The following is a 19,404-nucleotide window of genomic DNA, read 5'->3' as shown; positions in this document are numbered from 1 at the left end:
ATGCTCAAGCCCGATACCTCCGGAGCCACCGTGCAATCGAGTTCCCCCCGTGATCTGAACGAACCACAGCTGCAGGCGTCATTGACGACGCCGGAGATGAAGCGGATTCTTGCATCCAGCTTCATCGGCAGCGCTGTGGAGTACTACGACTTCCTGCTCTACGCCACGGCATCGGCAATAGTGTTCAACAAGGTCTTCTTCGTCAACATGCCCCCGGCCCTGGCGACCTTCGCATCCTTCGCCACTTTCGCAGTCGGCTACCTTGCACGCCCCCTCGGCGGGGCACTCTTCGGGCACTTCGGGGACCGCATCGGACGGAAGAAAATGCTGGTCCTCTCTATGATGATGGTGGGATTCGCCACCCTCGCCATCGGCTTCCTGCCGACAGCAGCGACAATCGGTATCGCGGCGCCCATCATCCTGACCGTCATACGGCTCGTCCAAGGCATTGCCGTAGGCGGCGAATGGGGCGGGGCCGCACTGATGGCCCTGGAACACGCACCAAAGAACAAGCGCGGTTTCGCTACCTCTTTTGCCACCGCAGGCGGACCCGCCGGATCAATACTTGCCACACTTGCCCTATCGGGCGCCGCGGCCCTCACCGGTCCAAACTTCCTCGTCTGGGGTTGGCGCATCCCATTCCTGCTCAGCGCGGTCCTGGTTGTCGTGGGCCTGGTCATCCGGGTCAAAGTTTCCGAATCCCCCCTCTTCGTGAAGCTTGAGGAAGCAAGCGCCAAACGCCGGCTCCCCCTAATGGAGGTCTTCACCCGGCACCCCAAGGCCGTAGCCGTTGCCCTCCTGGTCGCATTGGGCTTCGCAGTCACCCAGGGCCTGACCACGGTCTGGGGCGTCTCCGTAGCGACCGAGGCGGGCGCACCCAACACCGGTGTCCTGAACTGGAAAGCCGCAGGCGCCCTCGTGACCTTGGTCATGACCTTTGCCGCTGCACGCCTCAGCGACCGATATGGCCGGAGGAACGTGATCGCAACTGGAGCCATCCTTGGGCTCGTCCTGGCACTGCCCATCATCTCCTGGTTCGAAAGCGGAACCCTCACCGGTTTCGGGATCGCCGTCGTGCTGGGCAACGGAATAGTCCAGGGACTGCTCTTCGGGCCCGTGGGCGCCTACATCGCCGAGCTTTTCCCCACCGCGGTCCGCTTCACCGGCGCATCCCTGGCCTTTCAAGGCGCTTCGGCTCTCGGCGTTGGACTTTCACCGCTCATAGCCCAAACGCTGGTCATCCAGACCGGGTCCTTCCACGCCGTCGCCCTCTTTTGGGGAGGCATCATGGCAGTCGTTCTCCTGGTCCTGCTTGTCAACAAAGACACTGCAAAAAAGGAACTTATCCACTAGCTGCCATCGCGGCCAGCCAAAACCACCTGACCAGGAGCCCCGCCGCCCGGCATTCCCTGGCAGCCCCTACGACAGCCGGCACCCCTCTACGGGGGTGCCGGCTGTCGCCCGTTCAGGCGCGCTGCCGTACGGTTCAGTTCGCGTCGCTTGCAAGGAGTTCTCGCGGCCACTTCTGCCACCCTTTGTTTAAGGTGGATACTGCGGATTGCGTCAAGTGGCAGTTAGTCATTCATCGATATCACTCCGGCCTATTGTCCTCGGGCTCTCATCACTCGAGGCTGCAGCCGCTGGCCTTCGTGCGTCGACGTCAGAGCAGGGTGAAATTCCTTTTTATTGACAGTGACCTATGAGGTTCTCAGATCCCACCCTTACAACCGGAGGGACGGCAATTGGCGTAGGGAAGCTCGAGAACAGTCGAAATCGCGCTAAGAATCTGGACTTTAGTAGTCCGGTTGGGGCAGTGGGTGGTTATGGCGCATGTTGTGGCTGGGCCGCCGCGCGTCGGAGAACAAGTGGCAGCTCCGCCGTACCGGCATACCCCTTGGTCAGGGACGTTGCGATGTCAGATCTGGGTGTGCCCAAGTTAGGCGAACAGCGGTTCGTGGTGTACTTAAACTCGCCGTCGCGCTGCGTTGCGATAGACGATGGCCGTGGCGGCCATCTCGGGTACCTCGCCGCAGCTTGTTTGCAGACCGGACTGGCCGGTTCAAGCACTTGGGCACCCGGCTCCCCGCGGGTATCCGGCGGACGGGGTGCGCGGGTCCCGGTCGATCATTGTTTTCGGAGTTCAGAGAACCTTTCCGTGCTTGAGCACGCCTGGCGCCTCTCGCGGTCCCGTCATTGTCGTGCGGGCAGGGGTGGAATGCTACCGGGTGCTGAGGTCGATGCCGCGGCTTTCGCGTAGCGAGAGGGTTGTGGCGGCGCCGATCAGTAGCAGGACGATCGTGTACACCCCGAAAACGGTGGGGCCGCCGGTGCCGAACCAGATGCTGAACCCGGCTTGGAGGTATGCGGCGGTGCCGCCGAAGGCTGCCACGCAGAGTGCGTACGGGATTGCCACTCCGATGGTGCGGACGGCAGTGGGGAAAAGTTCCGAGTAGACGGCTGGCATGATGGAGGCGGATCCGGCGATGAAGACCAGCATTGCAGACATGGCGATTCCCAGTTGTATGGCCGAGTTTTGGACGAACCAGGTGGCGGGGAAGAAGGTCAGCGCGCTGCCTATGCCGCTGATCAGGAGGACCGGTTTCCGGCCTATCCGGTCTGAGAGCCGGCCCCACAGGGGCAGGGCAACTATGAAGACCGTGTTGGCGGCCACGCCGGCCCAGAGGGCTTCCGTTGCGTCGATCTTCAGGACGTTGATGGCGTAGGCGGGGGTTGAGACGCCCCAGACATAGTAGGCGACAGTGAGGCCCACGGTGAGGCCGATGACCTGCAGGGCCTGGCGCCAGTGCCGGGCAAGATCGGAGAATAGGCTGCGGTGGGCTGGGATGGGGCGGCCGGGGACGACAACGTCATGGGCGGCGGTCTCGGATTTGAAGAGTTCGGACTCCTCCATGCGGTATCGCATGACCAGGGCGACCAGCCCGAAGGCTGCGCCGAGAAGGAAGGGAATGCGCCAGCCGTAGGCGGCCATGGCCGATTCCGGCATGGCACTGGAGAGGACCGCGCCCAGCAGGGTCCCGAACAGGATGCCGACCGTGCCCGAAGCGTAGATCAGCGATGCCCAGTAGCCGCGGCGGGACGATGGTGCCATTTCTGACAGGTAGGTCTGGGCGCTTGGAAGCTCCCCGCCATGCGCGAGGCCCTGAATCAGCCGTGCGATCAGCAGCATGACGGACGCGCCGGCGCCGATCGAGTCGTAGGTGGGGGTCAGTCCGATCGCCAGGGAGCCGAGCGAGGCCAGACCGACGCAGAGCGTCAGTGAGGCCTTGCGGCCTACCTTGTCGCCGATCCAGCCGAAGACAAAACCTCCGAGGGGGCGCGCGACAAACCCGACGGCGAAGATTGCCAGGGTTGCGAGGAAGGCGCTTGAAGTGTCCTGCTTGCTGAACAGTTGGGAGGCAATGAAGGAGGCGAACGTGGCGTAGATGGCCCAGTCGTACCATTCGACGGCGTTCCCGGCGCCGGTGCCAATCAGCGTCTTGAGGATTCGGGACCGCTGCGGCGGGCTCATGCGGGTGGACCCATCGGCCTGTTTGGCGGTCTTGGGGCGGGGAGTGGACATGGAAGTCTCCTGTGAGGGGGCAGGGAAGGTACGCCAGGCTCAGGCGGAGGCGAGGCGATCGAGGGCAAGACGTGCGTAAAGTGTGGCTCCGTCGGCCAGGACGGCGTCGTCGAAGACGGCGAACGGTGAGTGGTTGTAGGCCGCCGCGGCAGCGTCGGTGCCGTCGGGGACGGCGGAGAGGAACAGGAATGCGCCCGGGACCTCGGCCAGGATGCGGGAGAAGTCCTCTGAACCTGCGAGCGGATGGGGCAGCTGGCTGTAGCGCCCTGAGCCGAACAGTTCCTCGACAGTGTGCCGCGCGAAGGCTGACTCCGTCCCGTCATTGAGGGTCACCGGGTACTCCTCGATGTAGTCGACCGTGGCCTCCAGCCCGTGGCCGGCCGCGATGGCTTCCAGCAGCCGCGGAATTGAGGTTTTCAGCCGTGTCTTGGCCTGGGCGGAGAAGGAACGGATGGTGGCTTCGAAGCGGGCCGTGTCAGGGATGACATTGCGCTTGGTTCCGGCCTGCAGCACGCCAACGGAAATCACGACAGGGTCGAACACATCGAACTGGCGGGTGACCATGGACTGCAGCGCCAGCACCATTTCTGCGGCGACCGTGACGGGGTCTTTGGCAGCGAACGGTGCTGAACCGTGCCCGCCTGCCCCATGGACGGTCACGACCAGCCCGTCCGAGGAGCTCATCACGGAGCCCGGACGGGAAAGGAAGGCACCGCTGTCGCCGAGGGCGCTCATGACGTGCAGCGCGTAGGCGGCATCCGGACGGCGCCCGGCGGCATCCAGGACGCCCTCTCGGATCATGACTCCGGCACCGTCGAAGCCCTCTTCGCCGGGCTGGAACATCAGGACGACGTCGCCGGAGAGCTGGTCGCGCCGGGACGCGAGCAGGTTCGCCGCGCCCACCAGCATCGCTGTGTGCAGGTCATGGCCACAGCCGTGCATTGCCCCGGGAATCTCGGAGGCATACGCAAGACCCGTCTTCTCCTGTACAGGCAGGGCGTCCATATCACCACGCAGCAACACCACCGGACGCACCGATTCTCCGGTCGGCAATCCTGCTGCTCCCCGCAGCACGGCCGTCACAGAGGTGGTGTCGGTACCCGTGCTGATTTCATAGCCCATCCCATCGAGAGCGGTAAGGACTTTTTCCTGGCTGCGCGGAAGGTCCAGCCCGACCTCCGGCTCGCGGTGCAGGCGGTGGCGAAGGTTGGCAATCTCGCCAGCCAGGGCGGCTGCATCATCGCGCAGGGCGATGGTCAGGTCGGCGGAGGAAGCGGGACGTCCCACGGCGGGCCCTTTCGCTGGAAAATGGATCCCTTGAGTGTGACGGTCTTACCCCGACCAGCGCTCAATAACGTGAGAAAATTGCACAACACCGCTTCTAAACCGAAGGATCCTGCATGGAGCTTCCTCCTGATGACCTTGAACTGATTCACGCTCTTCAGCTCGCTCCCCGTGCCACGTGGACCCAACTCGGGTCCGTGCTCCGCCGGCATCCGGCAACCCTTGCCGCCCGCTGGGAACGGCTGCGTGCGGACGGACAGGCTTGGATTACAGGCCATATCGGCACCGCTGACGGCCAGGGGTGTGTCACGTTCATCGGCCTCGAATGCCGTTCCGGGCACCGGGCACAGGTACTCGAACGCCTGTGCGCTGTCCCGGAGATCGGAACCGTGGAGGAAGCGGCACGGGCCTGGGACCTCCGGCTGACCGTTCTCACCCGCAGTTGGGAACAGGTGGCCCGGGATGTGCTGCCCATAGTGCGCACTGATCCTGACATTATGCGCAGCCAAGTGACGCTGGCGACCAGGCTCTACTCTGCCGGAAACAACTGGCGCCTGGATGTGCTGTCCCCTGAGCAGCAACGACGGCTCGCTGCCTTGCATCCGGGTGTGACACGTCCGCCCGGCGCCACGCCTCCAACTTTGCCACAATTAATGACCGTGCTGGCACGGGACGGGCGAGCCTCCGCGGTCGAGATCGCAGCCGAAACGGGCACCCATCCCACCACGGTAACAAGACACTTGCGCCAGGCATGTGAGACCGGCCTCCTGGCGCTGCGTTGCGAACTCGCCCAGGACTGGTCCGGCTACCCCATAGGTTGCCAATGGTACGTGCGCGTACCGCCCGGCCAGCTGGAGGCGGCAGTAAGTTATCTGCGCTCTCACAGAACCTTAAGGCTTTGTGCCGCCACAACCGGAGATGCCAATCTGACGTTCTATCTCTGGCTACGGACGCCCGGTGCTATCGCCGACGTGGAAGCCGGCCTCCAGCAGGCTGCACCGGCTGTGCAAGTCATCGAGTCCGACGTCGGGGTCAGAACGCACAAACGAACGGGATGGATGCTGAACGAGGATTCCACCGCCACCGGTGAAGTGATTGTCAGCAGTTGAGCAAAACCCATGCCGGCTGGTCGGGTTTCCGGTCCATGACCCGGCCAGCGCCCACCGTTTGCGCTTCGCGGACATCAGGCGGACAGTCTTGATCTGAGCTGGCGGTGGGCTCAGCACCGGTATCACTATGTGCCCCTCGTCGGAGCTTGCGGCCACGATGTCCCCGGAGATTGACATCGCGCCGATGCGTGATGCGGACGCCGATGCCCTGAGCGATCAGCTCAGCTTTGACGTGGGGGAGTGGTCGGAGTTCCATGCAACCTACGGTTTCTACATCGAAGGGGTCGGCAAAAGAACCGCGATCCTGCCTCCGGACTGGGAATACCGCCTGGTCGGAGTGCGCAGCGAAGCCACGAACCACGCCACAGGACTCTGTCGGGACCCCCATGACCTATGCGCGGCGAAGCTCATGGCACACCGCGAAAAGGACTTCGAGTTCGTTCGCGCACTAGTGGACGCACGGCTGATTGACCCAGTAGTCCTGCAGCAGCGGCTGGCATCAATCGATCTGACCCTTGTCCAGAGCGATCAGGACATCGATGTGCTGGATTACGGGCAACGGAACGCCATTGCCTGGGCCGCCGGCCTTGACGAGCTGAAAAGAAGGGCATATCTGCCGACTTCAAGCGGAGCATTGCGCCAGAATAATATCCAGAATCGATTTACTGACAGCCGCTGCGGATAATCTCAGATCCCACCCTGACAGTCCGCGGGCAAGGAAAGCATGGTCCTTCGGCTCAAGAATGCTCGAGACAGGCCAAAGCACCAGGAATTGATGACACCCACTCGGGACAAACGGTGGGATGTCACCTGTTATGACTCTGCCGGCACAGAGAGGCAGACCCATCGACCGCCCACGGGGGAGTCTTCTCATGTCAGACGGCCCGAACGTCAGATTGGGGTGTGCCCCAACCAGACGGGTCGGCGGCGTACGGGACCTGTAGACCGGCTACACCATAGACCGCTCCACCTCTGCCGACTTCAATCGGGCCTTGGTCGTGCACGTTCTTCAGATGCCACGAAGGGTTGGAAATCGGACGTGGCGTGCACATAGGGGGCGAATTGATTAGCTTCCCAGCGCGGGAAGCGACAGAACTGCAAATGCCCTGTCCCACGGCGCGCACTGATTGCGGTAGGCGTTGGTTAGGCTCAAGACTATGGAATTCAAGCAGTTACGGGTCTTTTCGGCTGTGGCCGAGGATCTCCATTTTGGTAAGGCCGCGAGGCATCTGGGGGTTTCCCAGTCAACGGTTAGTGATCAGGTCCGTGCCCTTGAAACTCACTTCGGGACCGAACTTCTATCCAGGACCAGCAGATCCGTGCAGCTCACGGCCGCGGGAGAAGCCCTCCTCGAAGGCTCCAAGCGGCTTCTGGATGAACTGGACAGGGTTCAGAGCCAGGTTTCTGCGGTAGCTGCCGGCCGGCAGGGAACCTTGCGCATCGGCGCCGTAGGTCCCGCTATGAACTACTTGGTGCCGCACCTCCTTAAGGAGCTTCGGCGTCAAAGCCCGGACCTTGAGATCACTATTGCGTCACTGAGCACGGCAGTTCAGTTGCGCCAGCTATCGCAGGGCCAGATCGACTTGGGCTTTGTGCGCAGCGTCCAGCACGTACGTGGGGTCCGGTTGGAGAAGGTGCTTGAGGAGCCGCTGACGGCTCTGTTGCCGACTACGCACAGGCATGCAGCTGCGGAATTCCTTGAGGTCCAGGACCTTGACGGGGAGGACTTCGTCTACTGGCCGCGTATCTCCAATCCCGACCTCTATGACGTTCTCATCGCCACCTGCTACCGGCACGGGTGCAGCCCACGCCGCATCATCGAGAGCCACGATATGGCTACCCAGCTCGCACTCATCGCCTCGGGACTTGGCGTCTCTGTTCAGCCAGACTCCTTCCGCTATGCCCCTCGTCGGGACGTGGTGTTTGTTCCTCTCAGGGGTCCTTTACCGAAAATTGCCCTTCACATGGCCTGGTCGCCTGAAAGTGATTCGCCGGCCGTGAAGGCGGCCATTGCTGTGGCCCGCCAGTTTAAGAGCGGGCAAATCCCCAAATAGATCATCCGAACCAGTCGATCGATTGATCGGCTCTAATCGGTTGTTTCGATGTATCACTCGGACTTACGGTTGTTTTGTCAGCTTCGTCACAGGGAATCCCCCTCCTGACCAGCCCCCAAAATTACCCCCGAGGATTACTCATGGATTTTCAGACCGTTGCCACAGGCGTCGGATTTACCGAAGGCCCCGTCTACACTCAGCGCGGCACTTTGGCCTTCGTCTCAATCGACCAGGGCGTCGTCTACGAAACTTCGAACGGCACAACGAAGGTGCTTGGACGAACCGGAGCAGGACCGAACGGTGCCGCAGAGGGCGCGGACGGCATCATCTACGTGGCCCAGAATGGCGGACAGTGGCCGGCCAACCGGACCGAAGGCGTGTCCGGAGGAGTCCAAGCCATCCACCCCGACGGTACCGTCGTTACGCTCACCACTGACCCGATCTACCCCAACGACCTTTGCTTCGGCCCGGACGGCTACCTCTACGTGACCGACCCCACCCGCGGCCCCCGTCGTGACGACGGACGGCTGTGGCGCGTCGACATCACCACTGGCGAAGCGCAACTGCTGCTCAGCGTCGACTGGTTCCCCAACGGGATTGGCTTCAGCGCCGACAACGACAGCATCTTTGTCGCTCAGGGCGGGGAGGGACGCATCCTGCGCTTCCCGTTCGTTCCCGGCGAGCGTCTCGGCGAGCCCGAAGTGCATGTCCAGCTTGATCACGGACGCCCGGATGGATTTGCCTGGGATGTCGACGGAAACCTTGTGATCGGCGCCATCACCGGAACGGCTCCCGGCGACCTGCAGGTCTACAGTCCCGAAGGCACCCTCCTGGAGGTCATCAAAATCGGAGACGGCCAGAAGTACACCAACGTCGCCATCTCGTCCTCCGGAAAGCTGGCTGTGACTGATTCCGACAACGGCCAGGTCCTCGAAGCAGACTGGCCCGCCGCCGGCCTCCCGCTGCACCCTTTCCGTAAGTCCGTCCAGTCATGAGCCCCAACGCATTCCGGTCCCGCCTCCTGTCGGGCACTCCCGTCTTCGTCACCACCCTGGACTTCCCGGAGCCCTCAGCTGCAGAGTTCCTTTCCGAGCTTGGCGTCGATGGAGTCGCCGTCGACACCGAACACGTGTCCGTGACCGGCCCGCAAATCGTCGACCTGGCCAGGGCCTGCAAGGCTGGCGGCGGTGCCCTTGTCGTCAAGACACCAGCGGACCCGGAAAGCATCGGCAGATACCTCGACGCCGGAGTGGCAGCCTTGCAGATAGCCCACGTCCGTTCCCGTCAGGATGTCGACAACGTCGTGAAGGCCTGCGGCTTTGCACCGGAGGGCCTACGGGGACTTGGCCGCTGCCGCAACAGCAACTTCGGCCACTACCCCGGCGGCTACCAGCAGCTCACCAAAGACACCCGGGACAGCGTGGCCCTGATCGTCCATATCGAAAGTGTCGAGGCTGTCGCGGTGCTCGATGACATCCTCGCAGCCGAGGCTGTCGACGCCGTCTTCGTCGGCGCGTTTGACCTGTCAGCGAGTCTCGGCATTCCCGGTGAAGTCCTCGATGACCGCGTCCAGGATGTCATCAAGGACATCGTGACCCGTTCCCTGGCAGCAGGAAAAGTTGTTGGCATGTCCGCCAGCAACCCTGAACAAACCGCCGCTGCAATTGAACGCGGTGCCGGCCTTCTCCTCTCTGCCCAGTCACGGCTGATGTCCACCGCGGTGAGCGGGCTTCGCTCGGCACGCACAATGACAGGAGCAGTGATCTGACGATGAGCGAAACACCGAAGATCACCAGGTCCATCGCCGAGTTCGCGATCTGCACCGAATCAACCGACATCACAGACGCAGCCCGCCATATGGCAACCCGTGCATTAGTCGATACTGTGGCCGTCGCCGTACTCGGAACCCATGACATCGCCTCCACAGCCTTGATGGAAGCCGTCATGACCCCTCCAAGCGCTGGCCACGGCGCCACCGTCCTGGCGACCGGAGAAATGGCGCCGGCGCACACGGCGGCTTTGCTCAATGCCACGGCGGGTCACGCCGACGATTACGATGACCATTTGGTGGACACCAACGGCCACCCCAGCGTCGTTCTGATCCCCGCCCTCCTCGCAGCCGGTGAGGCAGCGGACGCGTCAGGCCGCGACATTCTGGACGCCTACGTCATCGGCCACCAGGTCATGTGTGCCATTTCCGCCGGCCTGCCCGTCCGCGCCCACTGGGCAAACGGCTGGCATGCGACCAGCACCGTTGGAGTTATCGGGGCGACAGCAGCGGTGGCACGTCTTCGCCAGCTCACACTGCTGCAGACCCGCCACGCCCTCGGTATCGCAGCATCAATGGCTGGCGGAAGTCGCCAGAACTGTGGCTTCATCACCAAGCCGCTGCACGCCGGCCTGGCGGCTTCGAACGCCGTGCTGGCCGTCGACCTCGCAGTAAGGGGCTATGACGCCGACCCGGACCAGCTGGAGGCACCGCTCGGGTTCTTCCACGTCTTTGGCGTCAACCCGGACCTGACCAAGGTGGAGCCGGTACTGGAAGAACGCTGGACCGTTATAACCAGGGGACTGAACGTCAAGACGTTTCCCGCCTGCTACGCGGTTCACCCGGCGGCGCGGGCCGCCGCCGAACTGCGGGGTAAAGGACTCGACCCGGAATCCATCGTCTCGGTGGATGTCACTGTTCAGCCCACGGGTCTCGTCGGACCTATTCATCACCTGCCCGAGACGGGGCTGCAGGCGAAGTTCAGCCTGGAGTACACCGTAGCTGCGGCTCTGAGCGATGGAGCGCCGTCACTTAATACGTTCACGGACTGCACTGTTCAGCGCCCGGACCTGCAGCAACTGCTGCGAAAGGTCAGAACCCACGAGAACCCCGTCCCGCCGATCGGAGCCCCGGAGTTCACACGCTGGTACGCCACCGTCGACGTCGAATTCAGCGACGGCAACCGCACCAGCACCAGAGCCGATATGCCTCACGGCTTCACCCTAGATCCCCTCACCGATCAGGAAATCCAGGAAAAGTTCAACGACTGCCTTGGCTACTCGACAACGCCCTGGGACCCCGAGGCCCTCAGCCGCCACCTGTGGTCACTTGACCAGACGCCGCGGATCCGAAGCCTCTTCAGCGAATCATCAAAACTAGCCGGCCGGACACCGGCCAACGTGTAAACGACCAGCCGGCCGAACACAAACACTTAACAGAAAGAACTGACATGCCTAACATCTCGATTGAAATCTTCAAGGGCCGCACTCTCGACCAGCGCCGCGAACTCGTCAGCGGAATCACCGAAGCAGCCGTCTCGGCACTGGGGATCAAGCCCGAGGGTGTCCGGATCACATTCTTTGAGATCGAGCGGACAGACCTCGCCCGGGGAGGCGTGTTGTTCAGCGACATGGACACCGCCCCAGCAGCGGCGAAGTAACCCGGAACTTCAACCATCACCATGCGCAAAGGAGCACTTGGTATGAAAAATCACCTCAAATCTGCCGTCATGTCCCGTCGAACGGTTGGCCTGGTTGGCGCCATGGCCGCCTTGGCCCTTGCTGCCACCGGCTGCGGCGGTACAAGCCCGGCCGCAGAACCCGGCAGCACCGCCGGAAGTACTAAAGTCACTCTGGTTTCATCCATCACGGGCAGTTCCTTCCTGGCCGTAACCGCGGGACTGGACCAGAAGATTTTTGAGAAGCACGGCGTCGAAATTGAACTCATCAAGGTCAAGTCCAGCGCTGAAGCTGCCGCCGCTGTCGCCAGCGGACAAGCCGATATCGCTGCCATGGTCCCTGAAGGGGTGGTGGCCGTTGTGGCGGCCGGCAGCAAAATGAAGATGGTCGGCAATCTCCTGCACGAAGTCCAGCATCGGCTTGAAGTTCCGGCCAGCATAACGTCCGCCAAAGATCTCGCCGGAAAGAAGGTTGGAGTCGTCGGGCCCGGCAACGGCGGAGAAATCCTTGCGAAGGCTTACCTGGCGGAAAATGGAGTAGACCCCTCCGAGGTGACTTTTGTAGCCACCGGACCGCAGCCGGCGCAGCTGGCTGCCCTCACGACCGGGCAGATTGAAGGAGCCATGCTGGTTCCGCCCTACGACCTCAAGGCCGAGAGCGCGGGCATGCACCCCCTGAGCATCCTCCGCGAGGATTTCCCTAAGATTCCCGCTCAGGTCTTCGCCTCCAGCGACCGATCCCTGGCCGCGAACGGGGAGTCCGTGAAAAAGTTCATGGCAGCAGCCACCGAGTCAGCCCAATGGGTCGTCGACCACCCCGAGGACGCCACCAAGATCCTGGCCGCCGACGCTCAAATCAGTCCCGAAGATGCTAAGGCATCGTTCGACCGGGCAAAAGACGCATACTCCCTGGACGGCGTCGTCAGCGATGAAGGCCTCACCAAATGGCTTGAACTGTCCGAAAAGTACGCCGCTCTGCCCAAGATCCCAGCCATCGCCGACGTCTATGACGGCCAGTACCTTCCGGGAAAGTGAGATGATCATGACTACTTCATCCCCCCAAGCACGGGAGACTGCAGCCACGATGCCGGGCACCGATAACATCGCGATCTCGGTCGATCACGTCACGTTCGGGTACGGCAAGGAAGTTATCCTCCAGGACATCAGTATCGATGTCGTCGAAGGCGAATTTGTGTCGCTGATCGGGCCCAGCGGTTGCGGAAAGAGCACGCTGCTTTCGATGTTCGACGGTGTCGTACGCCCGGACGTCGGAACCGTGCGGATCTTCGGATCCACTGTGCAGGAAACGCTTAAACAACGGGCGATGGTTTTCCAGAATTTTGCGCTCATGCCCTGGAAAACAGTCCGGGAAAATGTGCTGCTGGGCCTGAACTACCGCCGCACTGATCTTTCCAAGAAGGAACGTCTGGAGCTGGCCAGGGAGTACATCAATCGCGTGGGACTGACCCACGCATTGGATCTTTACCCTCATCAGATCTCGGGTGGTATGCAGCAAAGGGTCGGCATTGCCCGCGCTTTCGCTGTCCAGCCCCGGCTGCTGCTGATGGACGAGCCATTCGGTGCACTCGATGCCCAAAACGCCGAGCTCCTCCGTGAAGATCTTCTCAAGCTCGTTGCTGAAGAGCGTCGCACCGTCGTGTTCGTCACGCACAACCTGGATGAGGCACTCCAGATGTCTGACCGTGTACTGCTGATGACCGCCCGGCCGGGCACCATCCGCGATGAAGTCCGCCCGGACTTCGGACCCAAGACGTCCGCCGAGTACCGGGAACGCTACGACTCACAACGAGATCTCCTCTGGGATCACCTCAAGAGCGAAGTCCTGACGGTCCAGGCACGTGAAGAAGGGCAGAAGCCATGAGCACCATGACCAAACCGGCCCCGGTTTCTCCCGGCGGTCCCGTCCGCCGGCCGGAACCCAGCTGGCTGAAGAAAAACGAAAAGCGCTGGTTGCCAGTAGTCACCGTGATTGGAATCTTCACGGCCTGGGAAATCGCCGGCAACATGAACCTCTGGGATCCTCTGTTCTTCAGTCACCCCTCCGTCATCTGGGACGGGTTCCTCTCTCTGACCACCGGGCCGCTGCTGTCGGACCTGAGGGTAACCGGGCTCGAATTCCTCCTGGGCATGATGATTGCCCTCGGCATCGGCGTTCCCCTCGGAATCCTGCTGGGAACGTCCAAGCGCCTCTACTGGGCCTTCGACCCGGTCGTGACAGCTCTGTACTCCACGCCCATCCTCGTCCTCACCCCACTGATGGTCATTTGGTTCGGGCTGGGCATCGGCTCCAAGGTCGCCAACGTCGCTATCCTGGCGGTCTTCCCCGTCCTGATCAACATGATGGAAGGCGTCCGTAACACCGACGGTTCCTTGATGAGAGCGGCGAAATCCTTCGGAGCGAACGGGTGGGCCATCCAAAAGGACGTCATCTTCCCGTCTGTGGTTCCGTTTTTCGTCACCGGGCTCCGTCTCGCCATCGGTAAGGGCATGATCGCCGTTGTGGTCGGTGAGTACATCGCCGCCACAGAAGGCATTGGCTACCGGATCAGGGCCGATGCCGAAGTCTTCAACACCCCCCGGTACCTTGCCGGTGTTCTGATCATGGTGGTTGTTTCGGTGATCATCATGGCTCTCATCAAGGTACTGGAGCGCAAACTTGCTCCATGGAGGACCCCCGTCCTCGGCGAGTAAACAAAAGATGGGCGGGCACGTGCCCGCCCATCTTCTGACGTGCAGATTCCTATCTACAGAAAACGAGTAGACTCCATGTTCCGCAACCTGTCCCGCCGACCGAACATGGCCAGACTGCTCGGCGCTGTCCTGGCTTGCACCCTGCTGACCGCCACCGCCTGTGGTAGCCCGTCAGGGAGTTCAAGCTCCGGCAGCTCAACCGAGAAGATCACGCTGGTCTCCTCCATTACGGGAAGCTCGTTCCTTGCCGTAACTGCCGGACAGAACCAAAAGATCTTTGAAAAGCACGGACTTGAAGTCGAGCTGGTCAAGGTCAAGTCCAGCGCGGAGGCGGCTGCTGCAGTTGCCAGTGGCCAGGCAGATGTCGCGGCCATGCTGCCTGAGGGTGTCGTTGCTGTTGCCGCTGCCGGCAGCAAGATGACGATGATCGGCAACCTCCTTAACCAGGTCCAGTACCGGCTGGAAACCACCGCTGGAATCACCTCCGCGGAGGATCTCGTCGGCAAGAAGGTAGGGATTGTTGGTCCGGGCAGCGGTGAGGAAGTTCTTGCCCGCGCGTACCTGGACTCCCAGGGCGTCGATGCTTCCCAGGTCACGTTCGTCGCGACGGGGACAATGGCTGCAAAGTTCGCTGCCATGACGACCGGACAAGTCGACGGGGCCATGCTGGTCCCGCCCTTCGACATCAAAGCGGAGGCTGCAGGCATGCACCCGCTGAGCGTCCTTGGCGAAGACTTCCCGGACATGCCCGCCCAGGTATTTGCATCCAGTGAGCGGGCGCTCAAGGCCAAGCCCAAGACGGTCAAGAAGTTTATGGCTGCTGCCGCGGAGTCAGCCCAGTGGGTCGTGGCCCATCCCGAGGATGCCACGAAGATCCTGGCCGAGGACTCGCAGGTCAGCATTGAGGACGCGAAGGCTTCGTTTGACCGCGCGAAATCGGCCTACTCCCAGGATGCTGCTATTAACACTGATGGTCTGAACCGCTGGCTGGACCTGTCAAAGAAGTACTCTTCCCTGACCAATATCCCCGCAGCCGGCGAACTGTACGACCCCCAATACCTTGCCACCAGCAGCTGACTCAGTCGGGGCCAGAGACGCCCCAGCCTCCTTACAGGACGCTCCGTCCATTAGTACCTGCAGCATGCACCAGTGCGTCCTGCAGGACCAGTCATCCATCAAGGAACACCAAGGAAAACAATGTCTGTTCCCGCCATCCAAGAACTCGATCTCCTGGACTCCGTCCCGACCGGTCTGCTTATCAACGGCCAATGGCGGCCGGCAACTACCGGCAAAATATTCGACGTCGAGGATCCTGCCACCGGAAAAGTCCTGCTCAGCATCGCAGACGCCGGCAGCGAGGATGGCATGGCCGCCCTCGATGCGGCTGATGCCGCGCAGGAATCCTGGGCAAAGGTCCCTGCACGTGAACGCGGCGAGATCCTCCGGCGCGCCTTTGAGCTCGTGACTGAGCGTGCCGAGGACTTCGCCCTGCTGATGACCCTGGAGATGGGCAAGCCCCTGGCCGAAGCGAGGGGGGAGGTCACCTACGGTGCGGAGTTCCTGCGCTGGTTCTCCGAGGAAGCTGTCCGTGCCTTCGGCCGGTACTCCGTGTCCCCGGACGGCAAGTCACGGCTGCTGGTCACGAAGAAGCCGGTTGGCCCCTGCCTGCTGATCACCCCGTGGAACTTCCCGCTGGCTATGGCCACCCGCAAAATCGCCCCGGCGGTCGCGGCCGGCTGCACCATGGTCCTGAAGCCGGCGAAACTCACGCCCCTGACATCGATGCTCTTCGCCGCCGTCATGCAAGAAGCCGGCCTGCCCGCCGGCGTTCTGAACGTCATCCCTTCCTCCAGCGCCGGCGCCACCACCGGCCCGCTGATCAAGGACGCCCGGCTCCGCAAGCTCTCCTTCACCGGCTCCACCGAAGTGGGCCGCCGCCTGCTCGCCGACGCCTCCGAGACTGTCCTGCGCACGTCCATGGAGCTCGGCGGCAACGCCCCGTTCGTCGTCTTTGACGACGCCGACCTGGATGCCGCCGTCGCCGGCGCGATGCTGGCCAAGCTGCGGAACATGGGCGAGGCCTGCACGGCCGCCAACCGCTTCATCGTGCACGAATCCGTCGCTGCCGAGTTCGCGGAGAAGTTCGCCGCGAAGATGAAGGAGATGACCACCGCCCGCGGCACCGAGCCGGAGTCCAAGGTGGGCCCGCTGATCGACGCCAAGAGCCGGGACAAGGTCCACGAACTGGTCTCCGACGCCGTTGCCTCCGGCGCGAAAGCCGTCCTGGGCGGCGGACCGGTGGAAGGCCCGGGCTACTTCTACCAGCCCACCATCCTCTCCGGCGTCACCGAAGGCACCCGCATCCTCTCGGAGGAAATCTTCGGACCGGTGGCCCCGATCATCACCTTCAGCAGCGAAGACGACGCCGTGCGCCTTGCCAACAACACCGAATACGGGCTGGTGGCCTACGTCTTCACCAAGGACCTGAACCGCGGCCTCCGGATGGGCGAAAAACTCGAGACCGGCATGCTCGGCCTGAACGCCGGAGTCATCTCCAACGCCGCCGCTCCCTTCGGCGGCGTCAAGCAGTCCGGCCTGGGCCGTGAAGGCGGCCTCGAAGGCATCGAGGAATACCTCTACACGCAGTACATCGGCATCGCCGACCCCTACGCCACCTAAAACCGCCGCAACTGCCCGGCCCAAGACAGCCAAGGCCCTCCATTCTCGCAACGATGGGGGGCCTTGGCGCGTCAAAACCGGCACAGGGAGATCTTCTCCTCTCACGGGCGATCAGCCCACCGACCATTGGCGAAGCCTCCAACAACTGATAGCTGAAAGCAATAACCTGATTGAAAATTCATCTATTGTGCAATAACTGAGCTGTAAATACTCTGGAAATGTGCCGGTCATCACTCGGCAACTTCCCAGCAAGACAAAGGAAACGCATTGAGCATCGTTAGCCAGGATTACGAGGAATACCAGAGCGCCGGACGGATCTGGGGCCTGGTACCGCAGGAGCGCATACGGAAGATCAAGTTCGACCGCCCCTCCCGTGCCATCATCGACCGCTACCTCGCAATTGAGGACCTCACCACCACCGTCTCTGACGTCCTCGACAGCCTGGGTATCATCGGCACCGTCCCCGCGTCCTACCTGAAGCCGCTCTCAACCGGGCACCGCGTCGTAGGCCCGGCCGTGACCATCCGCAACCTCGTGGAGCGCAAGACCCCCACCCAGGGGTACGTGGACAAAGACTTTATCCGCATGTCCACCCGCGACATCTACTATCTTGCCGAGCCCGGGGACGTGTTGGTCACCGACACTGGCGGGAACCTGGATGTGTCCAACATGGGCGGCCAGTCGTGCACCGTGGCCCAGACCCGCGGCCTGGCCGGCAGCATCGTTAACGGCGCAGTCCGTGACGCGAACACCATCCGCAAGCTGGACTACCCGGTATGGAGCGCAGGAATCACCCCACTGACCGGCAAGTTCCGCATTGAAGCCATCGAGATGAACGCCCCCGTGCAGGTCTGGAACATTCGCGTGGAACCGGGGGACCTGATTGTCGCCGACGATTCTGGCATCTGCTGCGTCCCCTTCGAACACATCGAGTACGTCATCGACCAGGTCGAAGAAATCACCGCCAATGAAGCCCACATGGCAGACCTCATCGTCAAAGATGTTCCCCTGGACGAACTGCGTCCTCTCTTCCGGAAGCGGTACGACGGATGATCGCCTCCCGCGCACTTGCGGCCATCACACTCGCCGTGGCCAGCCTTCTGGTGACCTCCTGCTCCGTCGGTGCCGGCCCACAAAGCGGGGGAACAGAGGCCGACTACCCCAACTCCTCCATCGAAGCAGTCGTCCCGTACGACGCCGGCGGAGCCACGGATCAGCTTGCCCGGACCGTCATCTCAGGGATGGAACCTGAACTGAACGAACAATCCGTCGTCGTGCTCAACGAATCCGGCGGAGCCGGGACCAGCGGCATGACATCGGTAGTCAACAGCGAGCCCAACGGTTACAAGCTGGCTTTTATTGCCGGCGGCCCGCTGACCGTTCAACCCCACTACGGCAAGACCTCATACTCCTACGATGACGTCACCCCGATCGCCCGCATCGCCACCTCACCCATTGTTCTTGCCGTCCGGGCCGACGCGCCATGGAACACCATTCAGGAACTCGTCGCCGACCTGAAGGCTAATCCGGGTTCATTCCGGTACGCCTCGACGGGGGTAGGTAATCCAGCCAGTATCGCGATGGAGAAATTCAACGCTGCCGCAGGCGTGGATACCAAGCAGGTTCCTTTCAAGAGCAGCAGCGAGACCGTAACCGCGCTCCTCGGGAAGAACGTCGATGGCGCTGCAGGCTTGCCACAGGGTTTCACCGCCTCGGTGAAGTCCGGTGATCTGAAGATCCTGGCCAACCTTGGCAGCGTCAAGGATCAGAGCTACGAGAAAGTGCCGACTCTGAAAGAGAGTGGGATTGACGCCTCAACGGATCTCACCTCCGGGATCGTCGGCCCCAAAGGACTCAGCAACGAGGTCGTGACAGCCCTCGCAGACGCGGTCCAGGCTTCCCTTAAAGACCCCAAGGTCCTTGAGCGGATCTCATCCTCAGGGGCGGTACCCGACTTCGGGACAGGCGAAGAATATGCTGCCGACATCAAATCAGACTTCGATGAGAACGGTATCGTCTTGAAAGAATTGGGCCTGATCCCATGAGCCAGCAGTCCGAGGACGTACGGTACCGGGGTAGCGGCCAGCCAGGCGTAAAAACACGCATCTACAGTGTGGCGGTCCCTGTCGTCCTCGGACTCTGTGGCATCGCACTGCTCGTCGGCTCGCTAGCCTTGGGCGTCGGGACGACCAACGAACCTGGTCCGGGTCTTTGGCCGTTTGCCATTGCCTGTACATGGACACTCGCCGCGGCGGCCATAGCGTGGGAGAGCTTCAAAGGCACGGCGCTCCCACCAGTCGGCCCTTCCCAGCGGCCCGCAGTGGGCTTCGGCCTGACCCTGGCCTTCATCCTGATCTTCAGCTACATCGGGCTGATTCCGGCGGTGCTTATCGTCACTTCCGCATGGATGAAGTTGCTCAGCGATATGTCCTGGAAGAGGATCATCATCGCTTCCCTGACCATCACGGCACTGCTCTACATTCTCTTTGCAATCATCATCGGCACAGCTTTCCCCGCTTCCGTGCTGCCGATCCCTTAGG

Annotated in this window: 18 protein-coding genes; 16 read left to right on the top strand and 2 right to left on the bottom strand. The window is 62.3% G+C overall.

Features of this window, described 5'->3' with window-relative positions:
* Complete coding sequence (locus BS38_RS25415; protein WP_081818934.1) at positions 1-1,353, top strand: MFS transporter; 1,353 nt, start codon at positions 1-3, stop codon at positions 1,351-1,353.
* Between the two features lie 865 nt (positions 1,354-2,218).
* Here the strand turns inward: BS38_RS25415 and BS38_RS0116400 are convergent.
* On the bottom strand, positions 2,219-3,529 hold the full coding sequence (locus tag BS38_RS0116400; RefSeq protein ID WP_028271792.1) for an MFS transporter: 1,311 nt from the start codon (positions 3,527-3,529) through the stop codon (positions 2,219-2,221).
* A 90-nt stretch (positions 3,530-3,619) separates the two neighbouring features.
* Entirely contained in the window at positions 3,620-4,834 is a 1,215-nt protein-coding gene (locus tag BS38_RS0116395; RefSeq protein WP_028271791.1) for an amidohydrolase, read from the bottom strand.
* A gap of 146 nt (positions 4,835-4,980) precedes the next feature.
* Here BS38_RS0116395 and BS38_RS0116390 point away from each other — a divergent pair, with 146 nt between their 5' ends.
* From BS38_RS0116390 to BS38_RS26790, 15 genes are all read left to right on the top strand, one after another.
* A complete protein-coding gene (locus BS38_RS0116390) occupies positions 4,981-5,973 on the top strand; it encodes an Lrp/AsnC family transcriptional regulator (protein ID WP_028271790.1) in 993 nt (330 codons plus the stop codon).
* A 157-nt stretch (positions 5,974-6,130) separates the two neighbouring features.
* Positions 6,131-6,658: a DUF6036 family nucleotidyltransferase gene (locus tag BS38_RS26505; RefSeq protein ID WP_156037158.1), complete on the top strand. Its 528-nt coding sequence runs from the start codon at positions 6,131-6,133 to the stop codon at positions 6,656-6,658.
* A 472-nt stretch (positions 6,659-7,130) separates the two neighbouring features.
* Complete coding sequence (locus BS38_RS0116380; RefSeq protein WP_028271789.1) at positions 7,131-8,027, top strand: LysR family transcriptional regulator; 897 nt, start codon at positions 7,131-7,133, stop codon at positions 8,025-8,027.
* A gap of 140 nt (positions 8,028-8,167) precedes the next feature.
* On the top strand, positions 8,168-9,022 hold the full coding sequence (locus BS38_RS0116375; RefSeq protein WP_028271788.1) for an SMP-30/gluconolactonase/LRE family protein: 855 nt from the start codon (positions 8,168-8,170) through the stop codon (positions 9,020-9,022).
* Positions 9,019-9,795 (top strand): HpcH/HpaI aldolase family protein, encoded by a 777-nt coding sequence (locus BS38_RS0116370; protein WP_051628968.1) that lies wholly within the window; start codon positions 9,019-9,021, stop codon positions 9,793-9,795. Before BS38_RS0116375 ends, BS38_RS0116370 begins: the two co-directional genes overlap by 4 nt.
* A 2-nt stretch (positions 9,796-9,797) precedes the next feature.
* A complete protein-coding gene (locus tag BS38_RS25405; protein ID WP_043438968.1) occupies positions 9,798-11,201 on the top strand; it encodes an MmgE/PrpD family protein in 1,404 nt (467 codons plus the stop codon).
* Positions 11,202-11,245: 44 nt separating this feature from the next.
* Positions 11,246-11,455 (top strand): tautomerase family protein, encoded by a 210-nt coding sequence (locus tag BS38_RS0116360; protein ID WP_028271786.1) that lies wholly within the window; start codon positions 11,246-11,248, stop codon positions 11,453-11,455.
* A 42-nt stretch (positions 11,456-11,497) separates the two neighbouring features.
* Positions 11,498-12,508: an ABC transporter substrate-binding protein gene (locus BS38_RS0116355; RefSeq protein WP_051628967.1), complete on the top strand. Its 1,011-nt coding sequence runs from the start codon at positions 11,498-11,500 to the stop codon at positions 12,506-12,508.
* A 7-nt stretch (positions 12,509-12,515) separates the two neighbouring features.
* Positions 12,516-13,355, top strand: a complete 840-nt coding sequence (locus BS38_RS25400) for an ABC transporter ATP-binding protein (RefSeq protein ID WP_197024965.1) — start codon at positions 12,516-12,518, stop codon at positions 13,353-13,355.
* The gene (locus tag BS38_RS0116345) at positions 13,352-14,185 is read left to right on the top strand and encodes an ABC transporter permease (RefSeq protein WP_028271784.1); all 834 of its coding nucleotides are present in this window, start codon (positions 13,352-13,354) and stop codon (positions 14,183-14,185) included. Before BS38_RS25400 ends, BS38_RS0116345 begins: the two co-directional genes overlap by 4 nt.
* 75 nt (positions 14,186-14,260) lie before the next feature.
* On the top strand, positions 14,261-15,262 hold the full coding sequence (locus BS38_RS25395) for an ABC transporter substrate-binding protein (RefSeq protein WP_051628966.1): 1,002 nt from the start codon (positions 14,261-14,263) through the stop codon (positions 15,260-15,262).
* 120 nt (positions 15,263-15,382) lie between these two features.
* Positions 15,383-16,864 carry an NAD-dependent succinate-semialdehyde dehydrogenase gene (locus tag BS38_RS0116335; protein ID WP_028271783.1) on the top strand — a complete coding sequence of 494 codons (1,482 nt, stop codon included), beginning with the start codon at positions 15,383-15,385 and terminating at the stop codon, positions 16,862-16,864.
* A 267-nt stretch (positions 16,865-17,131) separates the two neighbouring features.
* On the top strand, positions 17,132-17,917 hold the full coding sequence (locus tag BS38_RS0116330) for an RraA family protein (protein ID WP_051628965.1): 786 nt from the start codon (positions 17,132-17,134) through the stop codon (positions 17,915-17,917).
* Complete coding sequence (locus tag BS38_RS0116325; RefSeq protein ID WP_028271781.1) at positions 17,914-18,909, top strand: Bug family tripartite tricarboxylate transporter substrate binding protein; 996 nt, start codon at positions 17,914-17,916, stop codon at positions 18,907-18,909. Before BS38_RS0116330 ends, BS38_RS0116325 begins: the two co-directional genes overlap by 4 nt.
* Complete coding sequence (locus BS38_RS26790; RefSeq protein WP_081818932.1) at positions 18,906-19,403, top strand: tripartite tricarboxylate transporter TctB family protein; 498 nt, start codon at positions 18,906-18,908, stop codon at positions 19,401-19,403. Before BS38_RS0116325 ends, BS38_RS26790 begins: the two co-directional genes overlap by 4 nt.
* The last annotated feature ends 1 nt before the right edge of the window (position 19,404 follow it).

Source organism: Arthrobacter sp. UNC362MFTsu5.1 (assembly GCF_000685965.1).
Lineage (GTDB): Bacteria > Actinomycetota > Actinomycetes > Actinomycetales > Micrococcaceae > Arthrobacter.
The sequence above is the reverse complement of the archived record's forward strand: the minus strand, read 5'-3'. Positions and strand labels throughout refer to the sequence as shown.

Excerpts from the sequence above, each read along its gene's own strand:
- BS38_RS25415 (WP_081818934.1), top strand. The coding sequence starts at position 1 with ATGCTCAAGCCCGATACCTCCGGAGCCACCGTGCAATCGAGTTCCCCC.
- BS38_RS0116400 (WP_028271792.1), bottom strand. The coding sequence starts at position 3,529 with ATGAGCCCGCCGCAGCGGTCCCGAATCCTCAAGACGCTGATTGGCACC.
- BS38_RS0116390 (WP_028271790.1), top strand. The coding sequence starts at position 4,981 with ATGGAGCTTCCTCCTGATGACCTTGAACTGATTCACGCTCTTCAGCTC.
- BS38_RS26505 (WP_156037158.1), top strand. The coding sequence starts at position 6,131 with ATGTCCCCGGAGATTGACATCGCGCCGATGCGTGATGCGGACGCCGAT.
- BS38_RS0116380 (WP_028271789.1), top strand. The coding sequence starts at position 7,131 with ATGGAATTCAAGCAGTTACGGGTCTTTTCGGCTGTGGCCGAGGATCTC.
- BS38_RS0116375 (WP_028271788.1), top strand. The coding sequence starts at position 8,168 with ATGGATTTTCAGACCGTTGCCACAGGCGTCGGATTTACCGAAGGCCCC.
- BS38_RS0116370 (WP_051628968.1), top strand. The coding sequence starts at position 9,019 with ATGAGCCCCAACGCATTCCGGTCCCGCCTCCTGTCGGGCACTCCCGTC.
- BS38_RS25405 (WP_043438968.1), top strand. The coding sequence starts at position 9,798 with ATGAGCGAAACACCGAAGATCACCAGGTCCATCGCCGAGTTCGCGATC.
- BS38_RS0116360 (WP_028271786.1), top strand. The coding sequence starts at position 11,246 with ATGCCTAACATCTCGATTGAAATCTTCAAGGGCCGCACTCTCGACCAG.
- BS38_RS0116355 (WP_051628967.1), top strand. The coding sequence starts at position 11,498 with ATGAAAAATCACCTCAAATCTGCCGTCATGTCCCGTCGAACGGTTGGC.
- BS38_RS25400 (WP_197024965.1), top strand. The coding sequence starts at position 12,516 with ATGACTACTTCATCCCCCCAAGCACGGGAGACTGCAGCCACGATGCCG.
- BS38_RS0116345 (WP_028271784.1), top strand. The coding sequence starts at position 13,352 with ATGAGCACCATGACCAAACCGGCCCCGGTTTCTCCCGGCGGTCCCGTC.
- BS38_RS25395 (WP_051628966.1), top strand. The coding sequence starts at position 14,261 with ATGTTCCGCAACCTGTCCCGCCGACCGAACATGGCCAGACTGCTCGGC.
- BS38_RS0116335 (WP_028271783.1), top strand. The coding sequence starts at position 15,383 with ATGTCTGTTCCCGCCATCCAAGAACTCGATCTCCTGGACTCCGTCCCG.
- BS38_RS0116325 (WP_028271781.1), top strand. The coding sequence starts at position 17,914 with ATGATCGCCTCCCGCGCACTTGCGGCCATCACACTCGCCGTGGCCAGC.
- BS38_RS26790 (WP_081818932.1), top strand. The coding sequence starts at position 18,906 with ATGAGCCAGCAGTCCGAGGACGTACGGTACCGGGGTAGCGGCCAGCCA.